Below are 22,190 nucleotides of genomic sequence, written 5' to 3' on the forward strand. Positions count from 1 at the left end.
TCTTAGTAATTTAATTGAAACCCTACATATTCCATATCACCCTTTATGACGCCGCGTTCTTCGGGATGCTGTTTATCGGGTTGAACTTTGCGCTGCTGTTATGGTTCACGAAGAAAGCAAACCGTTCAGCAAACCGCTTTTTAGCCATGGCATTGGCTGTTGCTGCATTGTGGATAGCCCGGCTATTGGCGATTGACATTGGACTGGGAGCCTACGCCCCCTTTTGGAGCCGCCTGCCGCTACAATATTCACTTGCACTTGGTCCGCTCATTTACTTTTATGTACTCAAAATAACCCGACCGGAATATAAATTCCTGCGCAAGGATTTGTTGCATTTTAGTCCTTTATTATTGAAGCTGGGGGCTTACATCCCGGAAACCGTAGAAAGCGCAAAGACAGGTACAGCTACTTACAATACGCTAATGTTTCAGCGATTGAATCCTGTATTACTAGTATTAGCATTTATTTCAGTTAGTATCTATCTATACAAATGCCATGCATTAATCAAAAAATTTTATCGACAACAAAAATTTACTGGAGGAGATCGCTACAGGCACGAACTTCGGTGGCTGCATCGCTTATTAATAGGTTTCGGGTTGTTATGGTTGTTGTGGATACCCTTTACCGCCGCGGGCTATTATTACCATTTAGGTGCACAGGTTTATTATCCGTTGTATTTCCTTTTAATGTCGATGATCATCTGGATGGCGGCCACAGCTCATTTAAGGCCTGATTTCGTCATGAATGCAGAAGCTGCACCGATTCTAAAACCATTACTACCGGCTGAACTAAAACAAAAAGGTATTTGGCTGAAGAATGTGGTTAAAGAGCAACGCTATTACCAGGACCCGGAATTAAGTCTCGGTTCACTTGCTGAAAAGCTCGATCTGAGTAACCATGAATTATCTCGGATAATAAATACTGTATTCAAAAAAAGCTTCAATGATTTTATTAATGAATACCGCGTCAAGGAAGTAGCAGCTAAAATGCAGGACCCGGCTTATGATCACATCACGTTGCTGGGCATTGCTTATGAATCTGGATTCAACTCTCAAACTACTTTCACACGCATATTAAAGCGGATGACCGGGAAAAGTCCGCTGGAATTTAAAAATGACCTGAAAAAAGATTATCCATATTATAACTTGGATAATCAACAAGGTTTTGCGAGACTAATTTCGTACCATGAAACCACTCCAAAGTGGTCTGATAAGAAATTAAATCGCAATTATATGTTTCGCAATTATTTGAAGATCGCGTGGCGCAATATTGTTCGTCACAAAGCTTATTCGGCTATAAACATTGCCGGATTAACTGTAGGTATCGCAGCTTGCCTGCTCATTTTTTTGGTGGTAAGATTTGAACTTAGTTTCGATGACTTTCAGGCAAAAAATATTTATCGTGTTGTCACCCAGATCAATAGTCAGGGTAACACCAGGTATACCGCCGGCATCTCGGCGCCTGCGGTCGACGCGTTCCGGCTGCGTTTTCCGCAGGCTAAAGTTGCAGGCATTAATTTAATTTATGGCAGCGAGGTAACCGTTCCGACAGAAGGCAACAACTCAGCCGCTTCTAAAAAATTCATTGAGACCAGTGGGATCATGTTTGCCGAACCGCAACTTTTTGACATTTTATCGTCGCGATGGCTGGCCGGTAATCCATCAGCTTTAAAAGAGCCAAATATGGTGGTGATTGATGAAAGCCATGCTGCCAAATATTTTGGCGACTGGCATTCGGCGATTGGAAAAACACTTCATGTCGACAATCTGCTCACCCTGAAAGTTGCGGGGGTACTGCGGGACCCTCCTGTAAATTCCGACTTCCGTTTAAACGTGCTGATCTCTTATATTACCTGGAAACAGCATGCTAAGGATTACGGCTATTTTAACAATTGGGACAACACCAGCAGCGGTTGGCAGGTTTTTATTCGTTTCCCTGAAAATGTTTTGAAAAGTAATATCGACCGTCAATTACGCGATTTTTCTGACCAGCAATGGAACAATAAAAAACGTACCGACCGGCAAAAATATGCCTTCGCACAACCGCTTTCTGATTTGCATTTCGATACCCGTTTTCGCGATGGACTAGGCGATCATGTAACCAGCATGGCTACCCTGCGTACACTTTCATTTATTGCCATACTTATTGTTGTAATGGCTTCGATTAATTTTATTAACCTGTCAACGGCTCAGTCTGTCGGCCGGTCCAAAGAAGTAGGAATACGTAAGGTACTTGGTAGCAGCCGCGGGCAATTAGTTGTCCAGGTAATGGGCGAAACCACAATCATCGTACTTATTTCAGCCGCTCTGGGTGCGTTGCTGGCGGAGTTTGCTCTCCCATTTTTGAAAAATATCGATAATGTACCTGATTCGATAGGTCTTTTCAATGGCAGCACATTGTTTAATCTCGCAGTCGTAGTGTTTATTGTTATTATCCTCTCAGGGATTTATCCTGCATTGATCGTTTCTGGCTTCAAACCCGTTTTAGCATTAAAAAATAAAATAAATGCAGCATCTGTTGGCGGGATATCCCTCCGCAGAATACTGGTAATTACCCAGTTTTCTATATCTCAGTTGCTTATTATCGGCACAGTGATTGCCATAAAGCAAATGGATTTTGTCAACAATGCCGACCTCGGCTTTGATAAGAATGCTGTTCTGATAATTCCATGTACAACTGACAGCATAGGTCTTTCACGCCTTAATAGCTTCAAGCAAGAGGTGGTAACTCTGCCTGGAGTACAAACAGCCAGCTTTATATCCGATGCGCCTTCATCGGATAATAACAATTCAACCGATTTCTACTTTAATCATTTGGGCAAAGTGCCTGGATTTAGTGTATTCACAAAAGAGGGCGATGCTGATTATTTTAAAACATTTGGTTTACGGTTTGTTGCCGGCAGAGGATATCAGCAGAGCGATACCGTCCGCGAGGTAGTTATCAATGAAACACTGATGCATAAACTGGGCATCAAACGCCCCGAAGACGCTCTGGGTAAGAGTTTTAGTTTTGATAATAGCAAGTGGGCGCCTATTGTTGGTGTGGTTGAAGATTTTAAAACAAATTCGATGCGCGAAGAGGTTAAACCTGTTGTCATTTACCCCCAAAAGCAATCCGAATCAGAAATTGGTGTAAAAATCGAAACCGCGAAGCTGGCGCCAACAGCGGCCAGGATACAAAAGCTTTGGGAAAATCACTATCCGGAATATGCATACGCCGGCTTTTTCCTGGACGATAGCATTGCGAAATTTTATAAACAGGAAAATCAGCTGGAGTTGGTTTACAAATCATTCGCGCTCATCGCAATTTTCATATCCTGCCTGGGACTGTATGGTCTTGTATCTTTTATGGTCGTGCAGCGCACTAAGGAGATGGGTATACGCAAAGTATTGGGTGCATCAATGACCAATATTATGTTCTTGTTCTCGAAAGAATTTTTATCACTCATCATAATTGCCTTCCTTATAGCTGCGCCTGTAGGATGGTATATGATGAAAGGTTGGCTGCAAAGCTTCGCTTACCGGATAACCATTGGTGTGGATATATTCCTGATCGCGATGATCGCGTCGTTGTCGCTCGGTTGGTTTACTGTAGGATATAAAGCTATTAAAGCTGCGTTAGCTAATCCGGTAAAAAGCCTTCGCTCGGAGTAGTCAAACCAAACCGGCAAACCCAGCAAATTATGAATACCGAAGACTGTATATGGGCGCTGGTAGCTAAGCGCGTGGGCGGTGAAGCCAACGCTGAAGATCTGGAGAAATTGGATAAGCTATTAAAAAAGCGCCCAAGTATTAGCCGGCAGATTAAAATCATAGTCGACTGGTGGCAAGAGGATACCGAGGAAGAAACCACCTGTCACAACACCATATTGTTCGAAAAGATAAAAGAAAAGATCAAAGCAACGGAAGCCTCGAAATTTCAGAGATAAAGTAAGCTAAAAGCGGACGCTCCACCGTCCGCTTTTATTACAAATACATATGTCAGATATTTTCTATTTTTTTATCTATCAAGAAGTTATTAAATTGGAATAGCAATTGCACTCTTCAATTTACTTGAATCCGTACACTCTCCATATCAACCTATACGACCTGGCTTTCCTGGCGTCGATATTTGTAGGACTGACTTTTGTGCAGCTATTATGGTTCACGAAAAAAGCAGACCGATCAGCAAACCGCTTTTTAGCAATTGCACTGGCTGTTGCTACCTTGTGGGTAGCTCGGTTATTGGCTATTGATATTGGCCTTGGAGCTTATGTCCCCTTTTGGAATCGCCTGTCGCTGCAATATTCACTGGCACTTGGTCCGCTCATTTATTTTTATGTACTCAAAATAACCCGGCCGGAATATAAATTCCGACGTAAGGATATGCTGCATTTCAGTCCTTTATTATTGGAACTTGGGACTTACATTTTGGAAACTGCAGAAAGTACAAAGACAGGTGAAGCTACTTACAATACGTTAATATTCCAGCGATTGAATCCTGTATTACTAGTATTAGTATTCGGTTCGGTCAGTATCTACCTATACAAATGCCATACGCTGATCAAAGGCTTTTATAAACAACAAAAATTTACCGGAGGTGATCGCTACCGGCACGAGCTTCGGTGGCTGCATCGGTTACTGATGTGTTTCGGTTTTTTATGGTTATTGTGGATCCCTTTTACCGCCACGGGTTATTATTACCATTTAGGCATACAGGTTTACTACCCATTGTATTTCCTTTTAATGTCGACGCTCATCTGGATGGCAGCCACGGCTCATTCGAGATTCGATTTCAACACAACAGCAGATACCACACCTGTTTTAAAACCATTACTACCGCCTGGTCTGAAACAAAAAGGTATTTGGCTGAAGAAAGTCGTAAAAGAAAACCGCTATTACCAGGATCCCGAATTAACCCTAAGCTCACTGGCTGAAAAGCTCGATCTGAGCCCGCATGAATTATCCCGGATCATCAATACGATACTCAAAAAAAGCTTTAGTGATTTCATAAATGAATACCGGGTGCGGGACATTCTGGCGAAAATGCAGGACCCGGCTTATAACCATATTACCCTTCTGGGTATCGCATTTGAATGCGGCTTCAATTCCAAAACAACTTTTAACCGGGCCTTTAAACAGGTAACCGGGCAAAATCCGATAGATTATAAAAATGTACTGAAAAAAGAAGCACCATTTTATAATTCGGGGCGCGTGGGGCGTTTTGCACCGGCAATTTTGACTCATGAAACTATTCCAAAGTGGAGTGATGACAAATTAACGCGCAACATTATGTTTAAGAATTATTATAAAACCGCCTGGAGAAATTTGCTGAAGAATAAATTCTATTCAGCCATTAATATTGCTGGTCTTACCCTTGGCCTGGCTGTAGGTATTCTCGTATTGCTATGGGTGCAGGATGAGTTAAGTTTCGATGCTTCTTACAAAAAAGCAAAGGACATTTACCGGCTGGAACTTTGGGGTGGCACAGGCAACAACAGGCAGATATTTACCGTAGGCGTGGCGCCAATAGGGCCAGACTCTAAACAGCAATTGCCGGACATACAGGACTATGTGCGTATTACCGGTAATTATGATTACTCATTGTATAAGTACAAGGATAAGGTATTTGGGGATGAAATGGCGATCTATGCCGACCCATCACTATTTTCGTTGTTTGATCTTGATTTGATAAAAGGCAATAATGCAAAGCCTTTTACAGATGACAATTCAGTAGTGATCACCCAAAGGACCGCTGAGAAATTTTTTGGCCAGGATGATCCGATAGGTAAGGTGATCACAGGCGATAATAAAGCCAGCCTTACTGTAAGCGGCGTTATTCATGATTTACCGAAGAACTCCGATATAAAATATGACATGATCATGCCGATCAGTTTTCATTTTAAGGAACAATTGGCGTTGAAGAATGACTTGAGCACTAATTACAGTCACCTGAATTATCTCACCTTTCTGCAGATCAAACCCGGAAGCGATCTGAAAAAGCTTGCTAAACAGATAACCGGTGTGCACCTAAAACATAGTTCCGGCGATACAGATGCAGATTACCTGCTGTTGCCGCTCACCAAAATGCATTTATACAATGCGGATATGAGCGATAACGGTATCACCACCGTGCGCATATTTATCGTGATCGCCTTGTTGATATTGGCGATCGCCTGTATCAATTACGTGAATTTGTCTACCGCCCGGTCCATGTTAAGGGCGAAGGAGATCAGCATGCGCAAGATCATCGGCGCGGCGAAGATGCAATTGTTCATGCAGTTTATTATTGAGACAGCTTTATTGTTTATGATCGCTGCTCTTCTTGCCATAGCGGTGATCTACCTGCTGATGCCGGTATTTAATAAGGTATCCGGCAAGGATATGGTCTTTAACCTCAGCGATTATCACGTTTGGCTGCTGCTTTTAGCTGCCATTACCGGCACATTGGCGGCATCAAGCATTTATCCTGCCCTGCTGCTGTCATCCTTCGAACCTTTAAAAGCTTTAAAGGGAAAAATATCAGCAACTATGGGCGATGTACTGTTCCGTAAAATACTGGTGGTCGCTCAATTTACATTTTCTATCATACTCATTATCGGCACTATTGTTATTACCGGGCAACTGAATTTTATCCGTACCACAGGTGTCGGGTACGACAAAACGCATGTTATGATGTTCTGGATGCGCGATATGGGTCAACACTACGACGCCGCCAAAGCCGAATTAATGAAACAACCCGGAGTTTTAGGTGTAACGCGCTCCAACCAGAATATCATTCATTTCCAGGGATTTGTAGGGGATGTGGATTGGGACGGCAGGAACCCGAAGCAAAATATTATCATGCACCCTATTGTGATAGACAAAGACCTGATATCGTTCTTCAAAATGAAACTGGTAGCAGGCGCATCATTTACAGGTGAACGGGCGGATACAGCACACTACATTTTGAACGAGGCCGCGATTAAAGAGATGGGTATTAAAGACCCGGTAGGAAAACGGTTCCGGATGGGTGGTACAACCGGTACTATAATTGGCGTGGTTAAGGATTTCCATTACACTTCCATGAAAGAGAAGATAGCGCCATCAATCTTCTGGTATGCGCCGAAGGAGCTAAATAAGATCTATATAAAGATCACAGCTACAGATGCCCCCAAAGTTATTGCGGCTGCCGAAAAACAGTTTAAACAATATAATGGCCAATATCCCTTTGGTTATGCCTTTTTGGATGATATATTTGATAGCCTGTACCAAAGCGAACAGCGCGAAGGAACTCTGTTTACTGACTTTGCAGCTATAGCTATTTTTATTTCATGTCTTGGCCTGCTGGGTTTGGCCGCCTACACAGCACAAGTGCGTACCCGCGAGATCGGTATACGCAAAGCATTGGGGGCAAGTGTGAGCGGTATTGTACGGTTGCTGGCGAAAGACTTCATCAAGCTGGTATTTATCGCCATTGTTATTGCTGCACCGCTTGCCTGGTATTTTATGTATAAATGGCTGCAGGATTTTGCCTATAAGATCAGCATCAGTTGGTCGGTGTTTGCGGTGGCTGGTGGAATGGCTATTCTCATTGCCTTTATTACCATTAGCTTCCAGGCGGTTAAGGCTGCTTTGACCAATCCTGTGAAGAGTCTTCGTTCAGAGTGATCGATGACTTGTTAACTAAAAGAGCAATTCAAAACCGGACGCATTAACGTCCGGTTTTGTTACAAATACGTAGGCAACTATAATACAATTTTTTGTCTGTCAATATATTAGTAAATTGGAACAGCGATTGAGCTAATCGATTGACATGATACCCTATATATTCCATTTCACCTTTTATGATATTGCATTCGTTGGAATGATTTTTATCGGGATCAATTTTTCCTTACTGCTATCATTTGTCAAAAGCAGCAATCGTATTGCCAACCGTTTTCTTGCCGTAGCATTGATAGTGATGATTTTATGGATGATGCGGATATTGGCTATTGACATCCAACTGGAAACCTATCTGCCGCATTGGGACCGGCTACCGATGCAATTTTTGCTGGCATTGGGGCCGCTGATCTATTTTTATGTATTGAAAATAACGCAGCCGGAATATAAATTTGGGTGGAAGGATATCTTGCATTTCAGTCCGCTGCTACTCGAGCAGGGTGCACTGGTGTTGGAGATTAAAGAAAGTGCAAGGACTGGTGCAGCTACCCACTCAACATTAATCTTTCAGCAATTGAACCCGGTATTACAACTACTCATATTTATTTCGATCATAATCTACCTGCATCAGTCATATAAGCGCATCCAAAATTTTTATAGACGATTACAGCCTGTAATGATGGATCGTTCCCGGCTTGAGTTCCGGTGGCTGCGTCGTTTACTGGCTGCTACCGCCTTGCTATGGACGTTATGGATAGCTTATGCCGCTGTCGATTATTTTGGTTATCGTAATCAGTTAGACATACATGTTTATTATCCCTTTTATATTTTTTTCGCAGTAATACTTATATGGACAGCGACTGCAGCTTTCTTAAGACCTCAAGCCGGAATGATGGTACAACTGCCTGTTGCACCTAAACCATCTGCCCCGATGGGAATGAGAGAAAAAGGTACCTGGTTAAAGAAGGCAATGGAGGCTCACCTGTACTACCAGGACCCGGAGCTAAGTGTTGGATCATTGGCTGCTAAACTGGATATGCCGCCCCACGAATTATCCAGGATCGTTAACGTCGTACTCAAAAAAAACTTCAGCGACTTCATCAATGAATACCGCGTAAAGGATTTAATATCAAAAATGCACGACCCCGCTTACGATCACATTACGCTACTGGGGTTGGCATTTGAGTCGGGCTTCAATTCAAAAACGACATTTAACAGGACATTCAGGCAAATGACCGGGAAAAGTCCGGTGGAATATAAAAGTGATCTGAAAAAAGAGCGACCATTTTCTAATTTGGGGCGTCAACCCGGTGTCGCGGCCCTAATTTCGAATCAAAAAACCACGTATAAGTGGGTTGATAAGAAATTAAACCGCAATTATATGTTTCGCAATTATTTAAAGATCGCATGGCGCAATATGCTGCATAGTAAAGGTTACAGCGCGCTGAACATTGTAGGGTTGGCTGCCGGCATGGCCGTAGCACTCATAATTGGTTTATGGGTAGCCAATCAATACTCCTATGATCGTTTCTTACCCAATTATAAGCAATTGTACCAGGTGGAAATGAACCTGACCTCACAGCATAACGGTACGTCTACCCAAACATCTATTGCCCTTCCGCTGGTTGATGTTTTGCGCAAAGAGATCCCGGGAATTAAGTATGTAGCCGAGTCGGATGCCTTAGGCCTTATGAATCATGGCCTGTTGGTTGGTGATAAAAAATTGTACCTGGGCGGGGGCGCCGCCGGGGCAGATTTCTTTAAAATGTTTCAATTTCCCTTTTTAAAAGGCGACGCCAATACCGCTTTGAAGGATATGTATTCGATCGTGCTGACTGAATCAACTGCCAAAGCGTTATTTGGCAATGATAACCCGATGGGAAAAGTGGTTCGCTTCGATAATTCGCAAAGCCTGAAGGTTACAGGGGTGATTAAGGAGATTCCTAAAAACTCAACACTGCAATTCCATTATATTACGCCATTTGCATTTGCCGAGGCGACCCAGGATTGGGTGAAGCTGGGCCGTACTAAGTGGACATGGAATTCATTCAATGCTTACGTGGCGCTGGAACCGGGCGTAACCTATGGTCAAATTGTGCCGAAAATCCGGGATATAGTTAATAAACGAAGCCCTGAGATGCGGCCCTCAAAGCCCGAAGTATTTATACATCCGTTGAAGGACTGGCATTTATACAATGAATTTAAAAACGGCAAAGTATCCGGCGGGTTTGTGGATTATGTGCACCTGTTCAGCATAATCGGCGTGTTAGTACTTGCCATAGCCTGCATAAATTTCATGAACCTTTCCACCGCGCGTTCCGAAAAAAGAGCAAGGGAGGTTGGCGTTCGCAAGGCAATAGGCTCAGGACGTATGGATCTGGTTTACCAGTTTTTACTCGAGTCTGTATTGATCACATTCCTATCGTTCCTGGTGTGTTTGCTTTTTGTCCAGCTGGCCCTGCCATCGTTCAATATATTAACAGGTTCCGATATCCATGTTCCGTACGGCAACATAGGCTTTTGGTGCATTATGATCGCTTTCATATTGCTTACCGGTTTAGCCGCAGGAAGCAGGCCTGCCTTTTATTTATCCTCGTTCAATCCTGTCAGGGTATTGAAGGGAAGTATACAGGCAGGCAAATCCGCAACATTACCACGGAAAATATTGGTGGTGGTCCAATTTACCTGCTCTGTTGCCTTAATCATTAGTACGGTAATTGTTTATCAGCAAATACAGTTTGTAAAGGATCGTCCAACCGGGTACAATGCTGACAGACTGGTGATGACCGACATGAACGGAGAACTTTATCAGCATTACGACGCCTTAAAAAATGAATTGGTTTCATCGGGGCTTGTCGAGAGCGTGGTATCTTCAACATCACCCGCAACACAGATATACAGTCATTATTCGTTGCAAAAGTGGCCGGGTAAACTTGGGGGAGACGAAGAGGTTAATATTGGCGCTATATGGGTGTCAAACGGATATTTCCAAACTATGGGGATGACCATGGCCGCAGGACGGGATTTTTCGGGCGATTGGAAAAGCGATTCGCTGAACGTAATCGTCAACGAAGCCACAGTAAGGCGCATCGGACTCAAAGCCCCCGTAAATCAAATGATAACGTGGAACGGAAGCAATCAACCGGTAAGGATTATCGGTGTTGTAAAAGATGCACTGATGGAGTCGCCGTATAAGCCTGTGGAACCTGCCATTTTCGGTCATAATCCTTACGGCTTCGTGATCACCTACCGCTTGCCGAAAAACGCCAATGTACATACAACTATAGAAAAGATTGGCAAGGTGTTTGAAAAATATAACCCGGCTTATCCTTATCAATATAAGTTTATAGATACGGAGTATGCTAACAAATTTAATCTCGAGGTGCTTATAGGCAAACTGGCGGGTATATTTGCCGGTCTGGCTATATTTATTTCCTGTCTCGGCTTGTTTGGGCTTGCCGCTTATGTTGCCGAACAACGCACCAAAGAGATCGGCATCCGCAAAGTATTAGGGGCATCAATCGCACAAGTCTGGATGCTATTGTCAAAGGATTTTGTAGTGTTGGTGATGGTTAGTTGTCTCATTGCTTCACCTGTTGCGCTCTATTTCTTAAAGCATTGGCTTGAGAACTATCAATATCATATTAGCATAGGCCTGGGTGTATTCATTGTGTCGGGAATAGCAGCTATCGTCATAACGCTGTTCACTATCAGCTTTCAAGCCATCAAAGCTGCGTTGGCAAATCCCGTGAAGAGCCTGCGTTCGAGTGACTAGTTATCAGTTAATCAGTTAACCAGTTGATTAGAATATCCTACAGCATTCCTGATAACTGATCACCGGTTAACTGATTAACTTCAATCCAAAACCGGACGCCCTAACGTCCGGTTTTGTTACAAATGCATATATCGAATCCTGTGTAAGTTTTTATCTATCAATTAATTAGTAAATTGGAACAACGATTGAGTTGTTTGATTTACTTGAATCCATATACCCTCCATATCAACCTGTATGATGTTGCTTTTTTGGGAGCGATATTTATTGGGCTGGTTTTTACCTTATTGTTGTGGTTCGTCAATAGGATCGATCAAGCTATAAAATTGCACCGCATACTTGCAGGTTTTGCGCTATTGTGGTTACTGTGGATACCACTTAAGGCAATAGATTATTTTCGTTATTATTATCATTATCAATCAGATACCCGGGCTTATTATCTATTATATTTCCTTTTAGCAGTGATAATTACCTGGATAGCTATAAATGTATTAAAGCCGGACACGAAACAGGATGAAGTGCTGCCCGTTTCAAGCCTGTTACCTCCTGCAGAATTGATAAAGAAAGGCAAATGGTTAAAAAAAGCCATGGAAACAAATTTGCTCTACCAGGATGCTGAGCTAAATTTATCCTCACTGGCAGAAAAACTGGACATGCATCCGCATGAGTTATCCCGGATCATTAACAAGGCGCTCAAAAAAAGTTTTAATGATTTTATCAATGAATACCGTGTCCGTGATGTGATCCGGAAAATGCAGGACCCTGCCTACGATCATCTGACCCTTCTGGGCATTGCTTTTGAATCAGGATTCAACTCCAGAACTACCTTCCATCGCATATTTAAGGAAATGACGGGCAAAAGCCCGGCGGCATATAAAAAAGAACTCCCAACTTATAACCTGGAACATCATTTTGGAAACAGGCCTTTAATCTTGCGTAGTGAAACCATCCCGGTGTGGTCTCATGAAAAATCAAATCGTAAGGTTATGTTTAAGAATTATTTAAAAATTGCATTCAGGAACCTGGTCAAAGATAAAGCGCAATCATTGATCAATATCAGCGGGTTGGCTATTGGGTTTGCAGTGGCGCTTTTAGCGGGCTTATGGGTATGGGACGAATTGAGCTTTGATACTTACAATATAAATTATTCCACTATCACCCAGATCGCCAGAAAGGAAATATCCAAAGGCGACTTATATATTTCGGATGGAAGCAATCATTTTCCTATACCACTAGCGGGTGAGCTGAGGACGAATTATAATAACGTATTCAAACAGGTGGCCTTATCCACCGAAAAAAGTGGCCATATCCTGGCTGCCGGCGAGCAAAAACATACTTTGCAAGGCATGTTCGTGGAAAAGGGTTTCACCGACATGTTTACCTTAAAAATGGTCGCAGGGTCGGCAGCTGGTTTTGCTGACCCGCATAGTACCCTGATTTGTCAATCGGCGGCGCTGGCTCTTTTTGGCAGAACGGATGCCGTTGGTAAGGTTGTAAAACTGGATAATATGCAGATGCTGACTGTGACCGGTGTGTTTGAAGATTTTCCGGTTAACAGCTCGTTTTCCGGAACAGAATTTTTCTGTCCTTTAGACCTGCTTGTCATCATCTATCCTGACGTAAAAAATTTATTAAGCGATTGGAATAACAGCTCTTTCTTCCTGTACGCTAATCTGCAACCGGGTATTTCGGCTCAAAAAGCATCAACGGTGATCAAAGATGTTTACTGGGCCAAAATAAAGAATAACCCCAATCAGACTGCGGGCAATAAAATGGAGCTATTTGCGCATCCCATGAAAGACTGGCACTTGCGTTCTGAATGGCGGAACGGCATTCAATCCGGCGGCCAAATTCAGATAGTCCGTCTTTTCAGCCTCATCGGTGTGTTTGTTTTGCTGCTCGCCTGTATTAACTTCATCAACCTGAGTACGGCCCGCTCAGGAAAAAGGGCCAAAGAGATCGGCATCCGAAAAACAATGGGATCGCAGCGGAGCCAATTGATCATACAATTTTTAGGCGAAGTCTTTTTGATGGTGCTGCTTGCTGCACTGTTAGGTGTAGCTATTGTGCTGGTTAGCTTAAATGGATTCAACCAGATAGCTGGCAAGGATATTTCTTTCCCATGGTCCAACGCCTTGTTTTGGTTGTCTGCAGTACTGTTTATTATAATCACTACTCTGATCTCCGGCAGCTATCCTGCATTATATCTTTCTTCGTTCAACCCGATAAAAGTATTAAAGGGCACAATCAAAGCAGGAAAATACACGGCCTTACCGCGAAAAGCGCTGCTTACTGTGCAGTTTGTTGTCTCCATCGTTTTAATCATCGGCACTATTGTAGTGTACCGGCAGATCAAGCTGGCGCAAAATCGCCCGGTTGGTTACGACCGGAATGGCCTCATCAGAATCACAATGACTACGCCTGACCTTAAAGGAAAATACGACATCCTTCAAAAAGAACTGTTATCGTCAGGTGGTGCAACAGGATTTGCCGAATCTTCCAGTTCGGCCACAGGAGATAATTATTTTGATGACCATTTTGAATGGGAAGGAAAAAATTTCAGCCCTCACAACCAGTCATTTGCATTGATGGCTGTCACTCCTGAATATGCTAAAACAGTTCGTTGGCAATTCCTGGCTGGGCGTAATTTCTCAAGAAGTTTCGCGACCGACCAAACCGGCGTCATCCTGAATGAGGCCGCCGTGAAGTATACGGGGCTAAAACACCCTGTTGGCCAGGTTATCCGATGGAACGGCAAACCCTTTACCGTTGTCGGCGTGATCAAAGATATGGTGAAGGACTCTCCATATAAACCCGTTGGGCAGGGCCTGTTTTTTATGGCTACGGAAGTCGGTCCGGAGATCACTATCAGGTTGAACCCGGCATTAAGCGCTGCACAGGCTATAAGTAAAATTGAGCCCGTATTCAGGGAATTAAACCCTTCGGCCCCTTTTGACTATACATTTGTTGATGATGAATATGCACACAAGTTTGCAGCGGAACAACGTATTGGTACCCTTGCGGAGATATTTGCTGTTTTAGCTGTCTTTATTTCCTGTCTTGGCGTTTTTGGGCTGGCATCTTTCATCGCTGAACAACGCGTAAAAGAGATTGGCATAAGGAAAGTACTAGGTGCTTCAGCCTATAGTATATGGCAATTATTCTCGAAAGACTTTGTGGTAATTATTTTCGTTGCGCTGCTTATCGCCATACCTGTCGCTTATTATGCGGCACACAAATGGCTTGAAAGTTATGAGTATAAGACCGCGCTGGCCTGGTGGATATTCCTCACCGGGGGCATGGCGGTATTATTGATTACTTTATTAACCGCTAGCTTTCATTCCATTAAGGCCGCCCTGGCCAACCCCACCAGGAGTTTGCGAACAGAATAAATCAAAACCGGACACCCCAACGTCCGGTTTTGCTACAAGTGCGCAGGGCAAATACTTCTTAATTTTCTGTACATCAATTTATTAGTAAATTGGAACAGCGATTGAGCTGTTTAATTACTTGGATCCACATATTTTCCATATCAATCTTTATGACGTTGCTTTCCTGGGCGTAATATTTACCGGGTTGAATTTTGCCTTATTGTTAGGGCTCACTAAAAAACCCAACCGTTCAGCAAACCGGTTCCTGGCACTAGCGCTGGCTGTCATGGTTTTGTGGATGGCCCGTATCTGGAATAATGATATCCGGCTGCCGATAGAATTTTCTCTAGCGCTCGGCCCGCTCATTTATTTTTATGTACTGAAATTAACCCGGAGTGAACATAAGTTTAGCCGCAAAGACTTACTGCATTTCATCCCGGCATTATTAGGACAACTTATCCTGCAGCATCGGCTATTGCAGGTCCTAACTTTTATTTCAGTTATCAGCTATTTGTATTATGCTCACCTGCTGATCGAACGTTTTTACAGGCGGCAGAAATTTAACGCGGGCGATCGTTACCGGTATGAACTGAGATGGCTGCATCAACTATTAATGGGTTTTGGCGTGCTATGGCTTCTTTGGATACCCTATACCGCCGCCGGTTATTTTTATCAATTAGGCGATCATGACTGGTACCCCTTTTATCTCTGTGTAGCAGCAACGATGATCTGGATAGCTGTGTCAGCTTATTTGAGGCCTGAAGTCAGCATAGCAGTAAATCCATCTGTACTTTTTAAACCATCACCACCAGCTGAACTAAAGCAAAAAAGTATTTGGCTAAAGAAAGTTGTAAAAGACAACCGTTATTACGAGGACCCGGAATTAAGCCTGAGTTCACTTGCTGAAAAGCTTGGACTGACTACGCATGAATTATCACGGATCATTAATACTACACTCAAGAAAAGCTTCGCCGATTTTATCAATGAATACCGCATTCGTGAAATTATCCAAAAGATGCAGGAGCCGGCTTATGACCAATTGACCCTATTGGGCATTGCTTATGATTCAGGCTTTAATTCCAAAACTAACTTTAACCGGGTATTCCGCCAGCTAACAGGGAAAAGCCCGGCTGAATATAAAGATCAACTTAAAAAAGAGCGACCGTTTTATAATACGGACCCTGGTTTTCGAAGTGTTCCATTAATCTTGCGTGGTGAAACCACTCCTGTGTGGTCTCATGAAAAATTAAATCGCAAGGTTATGTTTAAAAATCATTTAAAGATCGCATGGCGCAACCTGATCCGGAACAAAGCATCTTCGCTCATTAACATTGGCGGACTTTCCGTGGGCCTGGCCTGCAGCCTGCTTATCCTGCTGTGGGTGCAAAACGAGTATAGCATGGATGCCTGGCACCCGAACGGTTCGCGCCTGTATACGATATACGAACGTATTTACGTCGGGCACAAAGCCGAGGGTGGTTATGGCGGCCCGGCGCTTATGGCTGATGAGTTGAAAAAAGTATACCCGGAAGTTGAATATGCAACACAATTTGACTGGGGCACACAGAACACTTTCCAGGTAGGCGAAAAAATAGCAAAACTGAACGGGCACTTCGCCAGCGCAGATTATTTTAAAGTATTCGGCAACAAACTTTTACAGGGCAATGCACAAAATGCCCTGAACACACCCTCAAGCATTAGTATTTCGCGCAAGATGGCGGTCCAGTTTTTTGGGAGTCCGGAGGCTGCCATCGGCAAAAGTATCCGGTTTGAAAATATAAAGAACTTCATTGTGGGAGCAGTTTTTGAAGACCTGCCCGCGACATCATCGGAGAAATTTGACTACCTGGTGAACTGGTATGAGTTTATGCTGGAAAACTCATGGGCCAGCGATTGGGACAACTCAGGACCGCGAACATTTTTTATGCTGCGGGCAGATGCAACCCCTTCTGCTGTAGAGAAGAAACTCGTCCATTTTATGGATACCTACAAAAAGAATCAAAAGGCAGGTGTATTTACGATGACATTAGGAATGCAGCCTTACAATGATATATACCTGCACGGCAGTTTTACTGAAGACAAACTGGATGGAGGCCGTATCGAATATGTGCGCTTGTTTAGTATCATAGCCATTTTCATATTACTCATTGCCTGTATCAATTTCATGAACCTGAGCACAGCGCGTTCGCTCAACCGGGCGCGCGAGATCGGTGTCCGGAAAGTAGTTGGAGCTATGCGCTCAGCTTTGATCAGGCAATTCATAAGCGAGTCCATGCTGATCACGGTGATTGCGGTTGTTTTTTCATTGGCCCTGCTGGTTTTGCTCTTGCCTGTATTTAACCAAATCACCTTAAAGGATATAGGTCTGCCCTTCGGCGAGCCCGGGTTTTGGCTCAAGTTACTGGCGATCACGTTGCTCACCGGCCTACTGGCCGGAAGTTATCCGGCATTGTTCATGTCATCATTTAATCCAGTAAAAGTGCTGAAGGGAACTTTGAAAGCGGGGCGTGGTGTGGCCCTTTTCCGTAAGGGCCTGGTAGTGTTTCAATTCTTTCTTTCCACGGTGCTTATTATCGGCACGGTTATTATTTCCAGGCAGATAAATTATATACAAACCAAAAACCTGGGCTATAACCGCGAAAACCTGATCTACCTGCCTTTGGATGGTGATCTTCGGAAAAACTACGAAATATTGAAACAGGAAGCATTGCAACAACCGGGCATTCAATCCATATCCCGTATTAGCCAAACCCCAACCAATATTCAAAATGGTACCAGCGGTGTTTTGTGGACCGGGAAGGACCCGGATAACCGTACCCAGTTTACACAAGCTTCCGTCGGGTACGATTTTGTAAAGAGCATGAAAATTCAAATGGCAGCCGGGCGTGATTACTCTAAAGACTTTCCAAGCGATTCTGCAGGATACCTGGTGAACGAAAAAGCTTTAAAAGTTATCGGCTACAAAGACCCGGTGGGGCAGCCGCTGACTTTTTGGGGTAAACCGGGTAAGATCATCGGTGTGATCAAAGATTTCCACTTTAACTCCCTTCACGAACAGATCAATCCGCTTGTGCTTAGGTTCGGTGAACAGGAGACTTATGGCGCCGCCTTGATACGCACACAACCGGGTAAAACCAAAGAGGCTTTAGCAGCTTTGCAGGCGATCTGGAAAAAGCTGAACCCTAAGTTTGCCTTTAATTATACTTTTTCCGACGACGAATATCAAAAACTTTATCAAAACGAACAGGTGACGGGTAAGCTATCAGATGCTTTTTCTTTCCTTGCGATATTTATTTCGAGTTTGGGTTTGCTCGGCCTGGCCATGTTTACAGCCGAACAGCGTGTTAAGGAAATTGGCATCCGCAAAGTGCTTGGCGCAAGCGTACGGTCGGTGTTCGGGCTGCTATCTAAGGAATTCCTGGCACTGGTAGTTATTGCACTTCTTATTGCCATTCCTGTAGCCTGGTATATTATGCATAAATGGCTGGAAAACTATCAGTTCTCTACACCTATACAGTGGTGGATGTTTGCTTTGTCAGGTGCGCTGATCATCATCATAGCTTTAGCAACGATTAGTTTCCAAACCATAAAGGCGGCATTGGTTAATCCGGTGAAAAGTCTGCGTTCGGAATAGTCTTAAGTCGGAAGTCTAAAGTCTTGAGTAGATTTAATGATAAAGACTTTTGACTCAGAACTTGCGACTTTAGACTAAAACTCACTCAAAACCGGACGTTAAGGCGTCCGGTTTTGTTACAAAATGCACTCATGTATGCTTCTTAATTTTCTGTATGTCAATTTATTAGTAAATTGGAACAGCGATTGATCTGTTAAGTTTACTTGAATCCACATATTTTCCATATCACCCTTTATGATGCAGTTTCCCTGGGAATCATCTTCACCGGGCTAACGCTTGCACTGCTTTTAGCATTGGCGAAAAGGCTTGGCCAAAAAGATAACCTGTTTTTAAGTCTTGCATTAGTAGTAATCGTACTGAAATCTGGTGGACTTGTACCATTTCTTTTGCCAGCATTGGGGCCGCTAGTATATTTTTATGTACGACAGCTGACATGCCCGGAGCAGCAGTTCCGCCGGAAAGATATGCTGCACTTTTGCTCTTTGTTTGTTGCATTTTGGATGCCTGTTTGGCCGATACTAATTTCGATCATCATCTATTTATACCTATCCCACCGGCTGATAGAAGCTTTCTACAGCCGCCTGCGTCCGGTACTGATGGACAGGCCGCGTTTTGCTTTCCGCCAGTTGGACAGGACGCTGGCTCTGCTTGGCCTATTATGCGTGTTATGGATGTTCTATGATATTTTCTCTTTTGCTGTTGCTTTTATACTGATTATAATGGCGGGAGAAACGATTCTGAAACCGGATGGAGATATCCAGCTGACAATGCCAATTACTGATCGCTCAGATGCAAGGGAGAAAGGCCGGAGACTAAAGGAAGCAGTAGCTGCAAACCGTCTTTTCGAAGATGCCGAACTGACATTGACCACACTCGCTCTGAAACTGAATATTCATCCGCACGATCTGTCCCGGATCATTAATACAGGATTGGAAAAGAACTTCAACGATTTTATTAATGAATTCCGGGTTCGTGAAATTGCCCGGAAAATGCAGGACCCTGCATTTGATCATATCACCCTGCTAGGTATAGCTTATGAGTCGGGATTCAATTCCCAGAGAACTTTCAACCGCGTTTTCAAAGAAATGACCGGTAGAACGCCGGTGGAATACAAGAATAGTTTGAAAAAAGAGTTGCCAAATGATAAGTTGGCTAGCCTGGCACGCATACGGCCGGTAATATTGCATCGTGATTCCATTCCAAAATGGTCTCATGAAAAATTAAACCGCACCGTTATGTTTAAGAATTATTTTAAAATCGCCTTCCGGAACTTTTGGAAACACAAGGCTTTTACGCTCATTAATGTAGTGGGACTTTCGATAGGTATCAGCGCAGCGCTGGTTATCTATATCATCGTGCATTACGATTTCACATTCGATAAATTTCATAAGGACAGTGATCGTATATTCCGCGTGGTGAGCAATTTTAAGTTTCAGGGCAACGTGAACCACAGTCGTGGTGTTACCATGCCGATGGGCGCGGCGGTAAAAAGTCACATCACCGGGGTTGAGATTGTGGCGCCCCTATATACACTGAGCCCCGATGTAATGGTTATCGGTAAGCACAATGAGCCAATAAAGTTTAAGGCGCAGGATCATATCACACTGGCAGATCAGAATTATTTTAAGATCATCCACTATACATGGCTTGCAGGTTCTTCTACAACTGCGCTTAATGATCCCTACCAGGTTGTTCTGACTGCTGACAGGGCTAAGGTGTATTTCCCTTCACTCACCTATGAGCAGATGCTGGGTAAAACAATCACTTATGATACGTTGAAAACAACGGTGAGCGGTATTGTTGAAAGCATAAAAGAAAACACCGACTTCTCGTGCCACGATTTCATCTCTTTTAGTTCGGCTATGCCTAAAAATAAATTGGGCATCGATATGCATCTGACTAACTGGGGAAGCACAACTTCGTCGTCAGAGCTGTTTATTAAGCTATATCCCAGAATGTCAGCAGCAGATGTGCAAAAGCAAATAAATGCCATGTACAAAAAGAACAACCCGCAAAGTGCTGACGATATAAAGAACGGAAGCTCACGATCTTTTACGGTTCAGCCGCTGAGCGATATTCATTTCAGCCAGGACTACGGTACTTTTGATTTCAGCGGTCCTGCAAGTAAAACAAGGTCATACTTGTTATTAGTTGTAGCCGGTTTCCTGCTGCTGTTGGGTTGTATCAACTTTATCAATCTAACAACTGCACAGGCTACCCAGAGAGCAAAGGAAATAGGCATCCGCAAAACCCTGGGCAGCAACCGCAGGCAGCTGATCACTCAGTTTTTGAGCGAGACATTCCTGATCACGCTTTTTGCGGTAATTATCTCAATAGGTTTGGCGCCGTTGATCTTAAAGCTGTTCTCAGATTTTATAACCACCGGTGTTAAGGCTGATTATCTTCATCAGCCGGACATCTTCCTGTTCCTGTTTGGGTTGATCGTAGTGGTTAGCTTTTTATCTGGTTTTTATCCTGCGCTTCTACTTTCGGGTTATAAGCCGGTACTGGTACTCAAAAACCAGGTGCAAAGCGGGAGCAGCAAAACGCGGAACGCCTGGCTGCGTAAATCGCTCACTGTATCGCAGTTTGTGATAGCCCAGTTTTTCATCATGGCGACCTTGCTGGTGAGCAAGCAAATTTATTACGCCCTGCATAAAGACCTTGGCTTTAAAAAGGACGCGATTGTATTTGCCGAAACCCCATATAAGGTCCGTAAAGCAACAACTAACCAGGTAATGGCCAATAAACTGCAATCGCTGCCTGGTGTAGCATTGGTGAGCGTGGGCTTTGAGCCGCCATCATCCGACGGTACCAGCATCACTAATTTTGTTTATAAGGATGGCAAAAAGGAAATTACAACGCCGGTAGAATTAAAATTTGGCGATGAAAACTATATCAAATTGTATCATATTAAAATAATTGCCGGGCGAAATATCACAGCAACAGATACAGCGGCAGGCTTCATGATCAATGAAAAATATGCCAGGATACTCGGTTTTACAAACCCCAGCGATGCTGTAGGTAAAGTGTTTAATTCGAACGGAAAGAGTTTACGTATCGTTGGAGTTGTGACCGATTTTTACACGCATTCGCTTCAATCTCCGATAAGCCCGGTAGTTATCATGGCCGCAGGTAATGGCGATTTCTATAATGGTGTTATCCATATTGCCCTGAAACCTGAAACCGCCGGGGGCAGCGAATGGCAGAAAACAATGGCATCTATGCAAAAAATATGGAAAGAAATGTATCCTAACGATGACCCCAATTACCAGTTCTATGATAAATCGATTGCACAATTTTATGACCAGGAAAAGCACACTTCAACCCTGCTCACCTGGGCCACAGGGCTTTCGATATTGATCAGCTGCCTCGGTTTATTGGGCCTGGCGATTTATACTACCGGCCAGCGTACCAAAGAGATAGGTGTACGCAAAGTGCTTGGTGCGTCTGTTGCGCAGATTGTACGTTTGCTGTCTACCGAATTGGTATTGCTCATCCTGCTGGCCTTCGTTATTGTCACCCCGCTGGCCTGGTGGGCCATGAACAAATGGATGGAAAACTATGCAGATAAGACAGCAATAAGCTGGTGGATATTCGTAGCCAGCGGCGCAGGCATGCTGCTAACCGCTTTCATCACCTCCAGTTTCCAAACAATTAAAGCAGCTATTGTAAACCCGGTGAAGAGCCTGAGATCGGAGTGATCGGCTATTTGGAGCCAGGAATCAAGAACCAAGAGTCAAGATATAAGATTGTCCTGACTCTTGATTCTTGACTCTAACAAGTCCATTTCA

General features: G+C 43.6%; 7 protein-coding genes. All 7 read left to right on the plus strand.

Going from position 1 to position 22,190, the window contains the following annotated elements; translation table 11 throughout:
• Positions 1 to 14: 14 nt before the first annotated feature.
• The 7 genes from VIM89_RS15650 (at position 15) to VIM89_RS15680 (ending at position 22,100) form a co-directional block, all read left to right on the plus strand.
• Complete coding sequence (locus VIM89_RS15650) at positions 15 to 3,653, plus strand: ABC transporter permease (protein WP_488157111.1); 3,639 nt, start codon at positions 15 to 17, stop codon at positions 3,651 to 3,653.
• 29 nt (positions 3,654 to 3,682) lie between these two features.
• Complete coding sequence (locus VIM89_RS15655) at positions 3,683 to 3,928, plus strand: hypothetical protein (protein WP_488157112.1); 246 nt, start codon at positions 3,683 to 3,685, stop codon at positions 3,926 to 3,928.
• 124 nt (positions 3,929 to 4,052) lie between these two features.
• A complete protein-coding gene (locus VIM89_RS15660) occupies positions 4,053 to 7,628 on the plus strand; it encodes an ABC transporter permease (RefSeq protein WP_488157113.1) in 3,576 nt (1,191 codons plus the stop codon).
• Between the two features lie 145 nt (positions 7,629 to 7,773).
• Positions 7,774 to 11,394, plus strand: a complete 3,621-nt coding sequence (locus tag VIM89_RS15665; protein WP_488157114.1) for an ABC transporter permease — start codon at positions 7,774 to 7,776, stop codon at positions 11,392 to 11,394.
• A 203-nt stretch (positions 11,395 to 11,597) separates the two neighbouring features.
• Positions 11,598 to 14,783, plus strand: coding sequence for an ABC transporter permease (locus tag VIM89_RS15670; protein WP_488157115.1), 3,186 nt, complete (start codon positions 11,598 to 11,600; stop codon positions 14,781 to 14,783).
• 118 nt (positions 14,784 to 14,901) lie between these two features.
• A complete protein-coding gene (locus VIM89_RS15675; protein ID WP_488157116.1) occupies positions 14,902 to 18,396 on the plus strand; it encodes an ABC transporter permease in 3,495 nt (1,164 codons plus the stop codon).
• Between the two features lie 203 nt (positions 18,397 to 18,599).
• A complete protein-coding gene (locus VIM89_RS15680) occupies positions 18,600 to 22,100 on the plus strand; it encodes an FtsX-like permease family protein (RefSeq protein WP_488157117.1) in 3,501 nt (1,166 codons plus the stop codon).
• The last annotated feature ends 90 nt before the right edge of the window (positions 22,101 to 22,190 follow it).

This window comes from Mucilaginibacter sp. (assembly GCF_036568825.1).
Taxonomy (GTDB): Bacteria; Bacteroidota; Bacteroidia; order Sphingobacteriales; family Sphingobacteriaceae; genus Mucilaginibacter.